Origin of the sequence: Cypionkella aquatica (assembly GCF_030161095.1) — a bacterium.
GTDB classification, from domain to species: Bacteria; Pseudomonadota; Alphaproteobacteria; order Rhodobacterales; family Rhodobacteraceae; genus Cypionkella; species Cypionkella aquatica.
This window is the reverse complement of record NZ_BSPP01000011.1, coordinates 360,422-370,084: the sequence shown is the minus strand read 5'-3', so window position 1 is coordinate 370,084 and position 9,663 is coordinate 360,422. Positions and strand designations below refer to the sequence as shown.

Annotated in this window: 10 protein-coding genes; 5 read left to right on the top strand and 5 right to left on the bottom strand. The window is 55.1% G+C overall.

Annotation, left to right across the window (positions count from 1 at the left end; genetic code table 11):
- Positions 1-50: 50 nt before the first annotated feature.
- Entirely contained in the window at positions 51-359 is a 309-nt protein-coding gene (locus tag QQJ98_RS17195) for a hypothetical protein (protein WP_284326592.1), read from the bottom strand.
- A gap of 145 nt (positions 360-504) precedes the next feature.
- Between QQJ98_RS17195 and QQJ98_RS17190 the strand changes: the two genes are divergently transcribed.
- The 3 genes from QQJ98_RS17190 (at position 505) to QQJ98_RS17180 (ending at position 2,448) form a co-directional block, all read left to right on the top strand.
- Positions 505-1,674, top strand: a complete 1,170-nt coding sequence (locus QQJ98_RS17190; protein ID WP_284326591.1) for a hypothetical protein — start codon at positions 505-507, stop codon at positions 1,672-1,674.
- A gap of 27 nt (positions 1,675-1,701) precedes the next feature.
- Entirely contained in the window at positions 1,702-1,902 is a 201-nt protein-coding gene (locus QQJ98_RS17185) for a hypothetical protein (RefSeq protein WP_284326590.1), read from the top strand.
- Positions 1,903-1,980: 78 nt separating this feature from the next.
- On the top strand, positions 1,981-2,448 hold the full coding sequence (locus tag QQJ98_RS17180; RefSeq protein WP_284326589.1) for a hypothetical protein: 468 nt from the start codon (positions 1,981-1,983) through the stop codon (positions 2,446-2,448).
- Here the strand turns inward: QQJ98_RS17180 and QQJ98_RS17175 are convergent.
- From QQJ98_RS17175 to QQJ98_RS17160, 4 genes are all read right to left on the bottom strand, one after another.
- A complete protein-coding gene (locus QQJ98_RS17175; protein WP_284326588.1) occupies positions 2,426-3,694 on the bottom strand; it encodes a DUF6538 domain-containing protein in 1,269 nt (422 codons plus the stop codon). The two genes, QQJ98_RS17180 and QQJ98_RS17175, sit on opposite strands and share 23 nt — an antisense overlap.
- Before the next feature lie 356 nt (positions 3,695-4,050).
- Positions 4,051-4,824, bottom strand: coding sequence for a hypothetical protein (locus tag QQJ98_RS17170; RefSeq protein WP_284326587.1), 774 nt, complete (start codon positions 4,822-4,824; stop codon positions 4,051-4,053).
- Positions 4,808-6,325, bottom strand: coding sequence for a dGTP triphosphohydrolase (dgt, locus tag QQJ98_RS17165; protein ID WP_284326586.1), 1,518 nt, complete (start codon positions 6,323-6,325; stop codon positions 4,808-4,810). The genes QQJ98_RS17170 and dgt overlap by 17 nt, the downstream gene beginning before the upstream one ends.
- A 295-nt stretch (positions 6,326-6,620) precedes the next feature.
- Positions 6,621-7,019: a hypothetical protein gene (locus QQJ98_RS17160; RefSeq protein ID WP_284326585.1), complete on the bottom strand. Its 399-nt coding sequence runs from the start codon at positions 7,017-7,019 to the stop codon at positions 6,621-6,623.
- Between the two features lie 145 nt (positions 7,020-7,164).
- Here QQJ98_RS17160 and QQJ98_RS17155 point away from each other — a divergent pair, with 145 nt between their 5' ends.
- Positions 7,165-8,688, top strand: coding sequence for a recombinase family protein (locus QQJ98_RS17155; protein ID WP_284326597.1), 1,524 nt, complete (start codon positions 7,165-7,167; stop codon positions 8,686-8,688).
- Positions 8,688-9,596 (top strand): plasmid partitioning protein RepB C-terminal domain-containing protein, encoded by a 909-nt coding sequence (locus tag QQJ98_RS17150; protein WP_284326584.1) that lies wholly within the window; start codon positions 8,688-8,690, stop codon positions 9,594-9,596. The genes QQJ98_RS17155 and QQJ98_RS17150 overlap by 1 nt, the downstream gene beginning before the upstream one ends.
- The last annotated feature ends 67 nt before the right edge of the window (positions 9,597-9,663 follow it).

Below are 9,663 nucleotides of genomic sequence, written 5' to 3'. Positions count from 1 at the left end.
TCCTTGCTTCCAAAATTACCAAGCAAGGCGTCTACAAATCTAGGGGCTATTCAAGGCCCGTCCAAGTCACGCACCAAGACATAGACATTGCGACGAAACTCATTTCGCAGTCGCGCCTCTTCTTCGCTTAGGCGCCCGCCAGAACCCGCCGAGGCGGGTTTTTCCAGCTCCTCATACCCCGCGACAAAATCTGCCCGCAAACGTCGGCATAGCGCGCGGAACCGCTTTTGAAGGATTGCTTGGTCGATCTCCTCTCGCTCAAAAATTTCGAAGAACTTCTCGAACACATGCGGGTAGTTCGTACGCAAAATCTGCGACTCTTGGGTAAATGCGTTTCTGCGCACGATTATCTCTTCCAAAGTATCCTCCGTATTTGCGCACGAATTATTCAACAAAAGTAGGGATAACCCGCCTTTTCAAAGCTGTATACCCCTGATTCTGGGCCAAATCAGAGCAGACTTTGAGAACTGTAAAGAACGGCATCATCAACCATGGAGAACAATGATGCCAAAACCACCTAAGAAAATCCCGATCAAATCAGTTCAAGCTTCGCCCGAAAAAACCACAGCCGACCGTGTAGTGACAACACATAGTGAATCTACACTAAGTGTTTCATATTGGAATGTGATCGGGAACATACCCAACTGCCCTGAAACCTTGCTCACCCAGTTTGACGAGGCAAAGGCCAACATAAATAAGTTTGCATACAAAAAATTTGCAAACAGCCGAGATGCCGCGAGTGATGGCGATGCTGGCCAGCGCTTCATCATTCGCGAGCAACACTTCTATGACTTAGCCACAGCTGGCCTGTCAAAGTTTGCGACCACAAGAGAAGAAGGTGCCGTGTTGCGTAAGGCCATCGGACTGGATCAGCGCAGTATCTCCCCCATCGTATGGAAAACCGCTGCGAACCCGATCTACCGACTGACCTTCGGCAAAGCCCTTGCGTCAACTCTGTTAGACTGGGCTGAGCACAACAAGCGGGACTGCTACCTGATCACCATCATCAACCCAATCTGGCACACCTCTCGCGCAAATCCCAAAGTCGACATCGCAGGCATGAAGGCCGCAGTTGACCAAGTTCTTGCGGACAACTGCTGGGAGGGGTTTCTGTTCATGGAGATTCAGGGCTTGCGCGCACAGCAAAAAGACCTGCTTCCCCATTTCCATGGGATTATCCGCCCAGCGAAAAGGAACGCAAAGTCTATTGTAGAGGTGCGAGCTGCGCTGACCCTCGCCTTCCCAGATGTCGAGCTCGCTGAAGGGGTAGACCTGCATCTGGCGCTTAGCCGCAGTGATGTCGTTAATTTTTTGATGTATGCAGCAAAGTCTCCTTCTACGATCAAGCGGTTATACAAGAGCAATGTAGCCGATAGCCAGTACAAAACCCGTGAGGGCGCGTCCAACTATTCCAGCCGCTTTGCTCTGGATATTTTGGAGGTACGCAGTATTCTGGCGATGTCGGACTTGGTCTATGCACGCGGCAAGACATTTGCGCGGCTCGTAGAATCCGTGTTTTCAGCGACCGAGAGCAGGTTGAAAGCTTTGGGTATCACGACTGCTGCGCCCGACTTTGACGCGCTTGGGAAAACCTGGGTGGCGATCCGTCGCCGCAACCCTGACAGAAAAGTGCCGAGCACCTACGGCAAGAAGCGCCCCAAGATCCTGCGTTGATCTGGCAACGGTCTTGAAGAGTTGCCCATGTCAAAAAGCAAGCTGGAACGCTTGCGCGCTGCCCATGGCAAAGTCGCGCAGCTTGTCGTGATGGATATCGTCTACCTGCCGATTTTCAGTCGGTTGGAGGCTGAGCTTGCGGTCGAGGAGGCGCGGCAGATGCAAGATCACTTTGCATTCGCCCGTGCCGCCTTGGTCGCACAAAAACTCATCACAAAAAATCAATGAACATGGCCCCCGCGCATTTCGTCGCGCGGGGTTCACTTCTTATCTCAAAAGTTCGGAAGGAACACGTCATGACCCGTCATGACCCGTCATGAAACAATCGCGCACATCACGCGCAAAAGCAAAATCGAGGCTAACAGCCAGACGCCCCATCTTTGGCCTGATCTAGCGCCAATTCTCAGCCGCGGGGCGAAGAGACTTGTCGGCAAGAAGATCCATTTGCTGAGAAGCGCCTTAATCAAAAGTGTCGGACTTGGGCCAGACGGACACGCTGAACTTGAACGCGGCACCCTGCGATGGGGCAAAAACTCGCTGTCTTGGGAATTCCGCGCCTATGATCAGCATTTACTCTATCGCGCTTTTGACAATCAAGGTGGTTATGAAACGATCCGAGTGATCTTTGTCCTGACTGCGCAGGAAGCACTGGAAAACCTTGCCCAAGAACAGGCAAGGCTAGCGGCGCTTCGTGCACTGTATTGGCCGCCCAAGGTTCAAAATGGGCACGAAGGCAAGCAACCACTCCGCTCTAAAAGGCGATCCGCAGGGTGATCTCGTGCAACTGCTTAAGGCTAGCACCCTTGCCATAACGCTCGCGGTCTAGGCTGTGGCCGAACAGGTCGCGGCGGATGCGGTCATCGACACCTGCGGCAAGCATGCGATCCTCAAAGGCATGCCGCAGGCTATACATGCTGTGCTTGGGCGACTCGAGCAATCCGTTGTCGCGTAAATACTTGTTCACCGTGGCCGATAGGCTCGGGTTGTCGGCATAACGCGGAAACCCTTCGGGGCATGCGCGAAACGCCTCTAGGCTGACGCCCGCCAAGGGGATTATGCGGCGCGCATAGGCGCTCTTGAGTTGCCGCCCGTTCGGCTCGATTGAGATATGCGGCACCTCGGTATCCAGCCGAATTTGCGCGGGGCCAAGGCATGCGCCCTCGCTGGGGCGGTAGCCCGTGTTGACCATGCCCAGCAGGATACAGCGCGCCTCTAGGTTCAGGCCGTCCAGTGCCCTTGGGGCCAGTAGCTTGGTCTTGATCCAATCGTTCGAGAACGGCGGGCGCTGCCCCTTTTCGCCCTCTTTCAGGGACAAGTCGCTCAATGGCAGCGACAGACCCAGTCGCCTCATGCGGTTGACGGTTTTCAGCACGTCGCCCAGATGCACCAAGTCTTTGTTGGCCGAATTGGGGGTCAGGTCTTCAGCTTCGATCTTTTCCACCCACCACTGGCGAAAATCCAGCATGTCCTCGCCCGTGATCTCAGCCAAGGCCTTGTCACCCACCACATCAACAAAGTTCTTCACCGCTTTCAAGCGAGGGTTACGCCAGCGCCGCAACTGATCTTCAGATTTGCCAAAGGTCTTATCCTTGGCAAGGCCCCAATAGGCAACCAGCGCACGCGTCACGGTGATGGCGGGTTCTGTCACCCCGCCCAGAACAGCTGTAGCTTCAAACGAGCTTGCTTTACCCTCCACGCCGCGAATGGATTCCACGCGGTCTAGGATGTCTTCGACGGGCAGCTTTGCCACCCGCTCTGCTGGCAAATACCGAAATCCTCGCGCCTGCGCGAGTTGCTTGGCCGCATCGAAATATGCATCGGCCTGATCGGTCTGGCCAGCCAGCATCGCCTCCCACGCCTCTAGCATTTCCGACCACGCGGCTGGGGCCTTGGCCGTGGCCGCCTTCTCGGAATCGGTGTGAAGGCTGATCCAAACCGTTTCGCGAGGTTCAATGGCCGCAAAGCGCAGAGGAACTCGCTTGCGCAGGTGATAAGTCTTGCCGCGAAGAGTAGGTTTCATAGCGCAAGCCTAGCGATGGACGCAAGCAACTGCAAGAACATGTGCGGCATTTTGTGTAGCAAAATGTGCAGCAAAATCCAAAGACCTCAGAGCGCTAAGTGTGTAAACTCAAGGAAATTATACCCATATCAATGGCTTTCAGTGAGTCTCAGGAGAGGAAAATGGCGGAGGGAGTGGACCTGACGCCCAACTCTCTCCTGTGCGGATGTCGGACCGCGCGCGATTCGCACGAAGTATTGCGAACTTCTGCGGGACCATGCCTGCTTCGTCTTGCCACAGCCGAAACGTGGCCAAGAACGAAACCACGACTCGATTGGACATGTCCTCCCCCGCGGCAAACGAATAAAACTTCGATCTCAGCGTCCTATTTTCAGCTGCAATTGCACATTTCTATTGAATGCAGCCGGGTTGAATAGAGTGCCGTCGTTTGCCAATACATGGCGATTAAGATCACGACTTAACTGAAGCAAGTCAATGGCATCCAGGTACTGAGTCCTGAATGATTGCATCTCCGCGTCCCGAAGATGATCCAATCCAACATCCGCAATCACTTCAGTTACAAACTTCGAGAGCTGCGGGCCCCAACGAAATCCCTTGATGGTTGAATATCGAAAAGCTCGAACCGCATTTCCAACTGGATTTGGATTTGGCTTAAGGTTTATTTCAAGCACCTTCTGATCAAGGTCACTGAAATAGTCTGATCGTGTCCGAACCTTTCTGCTGGCCAAGTCATAAATGATCGCATCACACTTGAAGAAGGTAACGTTGCGAAGATCCCCAACGGACCTAACTCTCGCATGGCCATTCACGTGCGCCCAAGTCCGTTGTAACGGCCAAACATCAATCTGCCATTTGCATATCGGTAGCGCGTAGCCGCCAAACCGGTTCACACGAGCGCCAATATCCTTCATATGCCTTTCGAAGGCGGCAAGGTCATAAGGATCAATAACAAAGTCTAGATCAGATTTGAATCCAGCATTTCCAAACAATGCAACATCCCGAAGCATACCACCAATAAGAACCAGACGACCAAAGCCGGTAAGCTGCTTTAGAGCATGACGCACGTCTTCTCGCCCGCGATAACGCGAGTTCAAGAAGTAGCGTATTCGTTTCTCAAGCAGGAGTTCCATTGATCTTGTGCATTTCACGATAGTGTTTGTTGAGGTCGTCGTGGAGGTCAATGCAGAACTGGTCTGTCATCCCCGAAACCATGTCCGTTAGTAGCTGCATTTCTTTGTAACGAATGGGAAGTTCCGCATCTTGGTGGTAGCGCGTAACCTTACCTTCAAAAATGCGACGATAGTTCTTGGAGACTCTGCTGTAGACATATGCGGCAAACGGGGAAGTCCGCTTACTCGCCAAGTCACTGTAGACCTCACGCTCCCTGATGCCGATCCAAAGAAAATCCATGAGTCGATTTAGGACATTGTACCCATTCAACTCAATTTCAAGAACTGCTTTGTGGTTGAATGCGTTCTCGCGATCAAAAGTTTTAAGCAACTTACACAGGCTTGCAGCCTTCGATGATTTGATCAGTTCACCACCGAAATCACCTGCCATGATACTTGTGTAGTTTTCCTTGAAAGCCTCAGCGACTGCCGACACCATCAAATGAATTGCATGAACCCGAAATTTCTGGGTCGCAACGTCCTGTAGTTCGCTTGGATGAAGCTTCTGCTGCCGAAGAATGCCAAGCTCCCAGCGTGTTAGTTCGCAAAGATATCTTACCACCTCATCTTGCTTGCCCGATTCCAACGGATTGTGTTCAAGGGCTGCCAAAAGGTCATTAAGAGAGACAATTCCTTTCTTAATTGCATCTTCTGCGTCGAGCATTGAGTATGCGATATCATCACATGCCTCCATAATCAGTGCCAGCGGATGGCGAGCGTCACCGTTCAAACCAACTTCCTCGCGAACACGATCGACCAAGGACTGCTCCGAAGCAAAGAATCCGACTTTCTTTCTTGGCTGCATTTCCTCGTCAATTTCGTCGGAAGAGGCAACATACTTCATCACTGCGGCAAGCGTACCGACTGTCAAGTTAAGCCCAAGATCATCACCAATGACCTGGAGCTTCGTTAGCACCCGGAGTGTTTGAGCATTCCCTTCAAATAGCAAAAAATCGTTCTTATGCTGCTGGGTCAACCCAAAGGACTTTTCACCTGCGTCTTTCCCTTGCGGCTGTTCCGGCTGTTCGAACAGCGCGGTTGCGTTTCGTTTGAACCAGGCGCGAATTGCAAATTCGCCCTGGTGACCAAACGGAGGGTTGCCTATATCGTGTGCCAGCCCAACTGCTGCAAGCACAGCGGGAATTGACCGGATGGAATTTTCTGGCAGATGTTCCTTCATAGACTCAGCAATTTCAATGCCAAGGGAACGTGCGAGGTTCGCTACTTCGTAAGAATGCGTCAGGCGTGTTCGGATACTTTCAATGCTCTCTAGCGGAAAAACCTGCGTCTTGTCACCCATTCGCCTGAAAGGCGTGGAGAATAGGATCCGATCATGATCGCGCTCTTGGGGTAAGCGGAACTGACCTTTGGCGAAGCTTGGGCCAACGGGGGCCTCTCCGGACTTTGGTCGGCCCAACAGGTCATCAAAGCGAGTGCCGCTGAGGAGCTTTGTCCAGTCCATCATTCGCTCCACAACCTCTCGCAGTCATTTTTTCCAAGGGCATCCGCCCCTTCCTCTAGAGGTGTAGCAGACCCTGCAAGCTACATCTAGCAGGCACGGCGCGCCGGTCCTTCAAAATATTCTTCCATGCACCCCGGGCAGCTTCTCGGCGCCCCCGTGTTGGCGACACTCGGCTTGAGTCGGGCCAAACCACATTTAAGCTCTGATGGAGGGGCACCACTTGGCATGGCAGGTGCCTTGTTGAGAGGACCACATTCTAACCGCAGAGCCAAACTTTGGCAGACAGTGTCTGCCTTCAGGTTCTTCCTTTATCCACCCCCTCACTGCCCAACAGACGCACGGCCTTCAACAGTTCTGCAATCGCTTGCTCGGCCGCTATGAGTTTGACTGCCACCATAAGTTCTTCCCGCCCCGCCATCGCAAGAAATGTGCCAAGTACGTCGTCCGAGTGACGGACCAAAGCCACGAGATGTTCGCCGCTAGGGCCGTACTTGCCAGCGAACCAGTTCTTCACCGTCTTCTCGTTCGCCCCGGTCCAAGACGCGACGACCTTCGCACCCGCGCTGCTGTCCCCGACGGATCTGCGAAGCGCTGCCGCGATCTCGAGAGCAAAAACTTTGTCTGGCTCGTTCTGGCCGTTGTCATCATACCCGTTTTTCTTCGGAAAGAACTTGCCCTTTTTCGGAAACGACATTCCGACCTCCCTCGATTTAAATGCATGCGAGGGATTCAGCCCTGGTTTCAGGCGGTTCGGACGAATTTGCCAGAGATAGCGTGGAGATGGACGTGTGAGCGGTCGATTGGTGACCAATTCGAGCAAGAGCGACAGCGCGCCAGAGATGGATGTGCCGGCGGTCGCCTATGTCCGGATGTCGACCGATCACCAGAAATACTCCACCGAGAACCAGCTGGACATTATCCGTAACTATGCCACCGCGCGCGGCCTGCAGATCCTACGCGTGTTCGAGGACTCTGGGCGCTCTGGCCTACGGCTCGACGGGCGCGAGGCACTGCAAAACCTGATGGCCGAGGTTCAGTCAAGCCGTGCCGATTTCAAGGCGATCCTTGTCTATGACGTCAGCCGCTGGGGCCGGTTTCAGGACGCAGACGAGGGCGCCTATCACGAACACGTCTGCTCCCGCGCCGGAATCCGGGTTCACTACTGCGGCGAGCAGTTCGAAAATGACGGCAGCATCGGCTCGAACCTCCTGAAGACCGTCAAGCGGGTTATGGCGGGCGAGTATAGCCGCGAGCTCTCCGTCAAGGTCTTCGCCGGGCAATGCCGCCTCGTCGAGCTGGGCTATCGACAGGGTGGCGCGGCCGGATATGGGCTGCGGCGGATGCTGATCGACGAACATGGCAATCCGAAGGGTGAATTGTCGCGCGGCGAGCAGAAGAGCCTGCAGACCGACCGCGTGATATTGGTGCCCGGCCCTGATGAGGAGCAGCGGCTCGTTCAGCGCATGTACGAGATATTCGTCACCGAGGGGCGCCCGGAAAGAGAAATCGCGGAGATCTTGAATGCCGAAGAGCACCGCACCGACCTTGGCCGCCTCTGGACAAGGGCGACCGTCCATCAGGTGCTGACCAATGAAAAATACATCGGGAACAATGTTTTCGCAAAGGTATCGTTCAAGCTGAAGCAGCGTCGGGTCGTGAACCCGCGCGACATGTGGATCCGCGCGGAAGGTGCGTATCCATCTATCGTCGATCGTGCCCTGTTCGTGCGCGCGCGAGAAATCGTTGATGCCCGAAGCCGTCATTTCACGGACGAGGAATTGCTCGCAGCGCTGCGCTCCATCCTGGAGCGGCAAGGCATGCTTTCCGCACTGATCATCGATGAGCAGGAAGGGCTGCCCTCCTCCAGCGCATATCGCAGCCGTTTCGGAAGCCTGCTCCGCGCCTATCGGCTAGTCGGTTATCAGCCGGACCGGGACTATCGATACATCGAGATCAACCGCGCCCTGCGGGACGCTTATCCGAAAACGGTCGCCGAGATCATTTCTGGCATTGTCCGGCACGGCGGGACCACCGTCCGGAACAAAGACACCGACTTGGTGCTGGTCAACGACGAATTCACGATTTCGATTGTCCTTGCACGATGCCAGATCACGGCGGCAGGGGCCTTGCGCTGGCACATTCGCTTCGATGTTGGGCTGGTTCCAGACATCACGATTGCCGTCCGCATGGATGAAGCAAATGGGGCGCCGCGCGATTACTACCTTCTGCCCAGCATCGACATGACCGTTGGGCGCCTGAAACTTGCCGAACAGAACGGCCTTTCGCTGGATGCCTACAGGTGTGAAACACTTGATTTTTTCTACTCGCTCGCATCGCGGGCGCGGATCTCGGAGGTAGCGTGATGGATGACGACCAGGAGCATGGCGGCCACAAGCAGGTGACGATGATCCCGACGGATCGGATAAGGATCCTGAACCCCCGTGTGAGAAATCGAAGGGCCTTTGAAGAGATGGTCGCCAACATCGCCAGCATTGGCCTGAAGCGGCCCATCACCGTCGCGCCGCGCCCGGGGACCGACCCGACAGAATATGATCTAGTGTGCGGTCAGGGCCGACTCGAAGCCTTCATCGAGTTAAAGCAGACGCAAATCCCTGCGATCGTGATCGACGCCGATGAGAGTCAGTGCCTTGTCATGAGCTTGGTGGAAAATTGCGCACGTCGACAGCACAACCCGATCGACCTGATGCGGGAGATTGGCACCCTGCGGCAGCGCGGCTACAGCGACCGCCAGATTGGGGCCAAGATCGGCGTGACGGGTGACTATGTCGGCATGATCGCTGGCCTGCTGGAAAAAGGTGAAGAACGCCTCGTCTCGGCTGTGGAAACGGGGATGTTGCCACTCAACTTGGCCATCGAGATATCGAAGACGGATGCCAAGGGCGCACAAGACGCCCTGATGGATGCCTACACCCAAAAGAAACTCCGCGGCCGAAAGTTGACCCTTGTGCGCCGTCTGATCCAGCAACGGGAAGCCCGTGGACCTCAGCTTCGCAGCAACCCGCTTGGCCGGAAGGGCCCCAAGCGAGCGCTGACGAGCGAAGGGCTCGTCCGGGCGTATCAGCAAGAGGCGGCCCGCCAGAAGCTACTGATCAAGAAGGCCGAGCTGACCCAGAGTCGGCTCATGTTCGTCCGTGAGGCCTTTCGCACGCTATGCACCGATGACCACTTCCTGACACTGCTCCGCGCCGAGGGGCTGCAGACTATGCCAGGCTACCTGGCCCAAGCGGTTATCGACGGGGCGCAGCCGTGAGGCGGGAGCCCAGCTCTTCCCGCGGGGTTTCTCGAGGATTCGAGGACCAATGCATCACCCTGCGCAT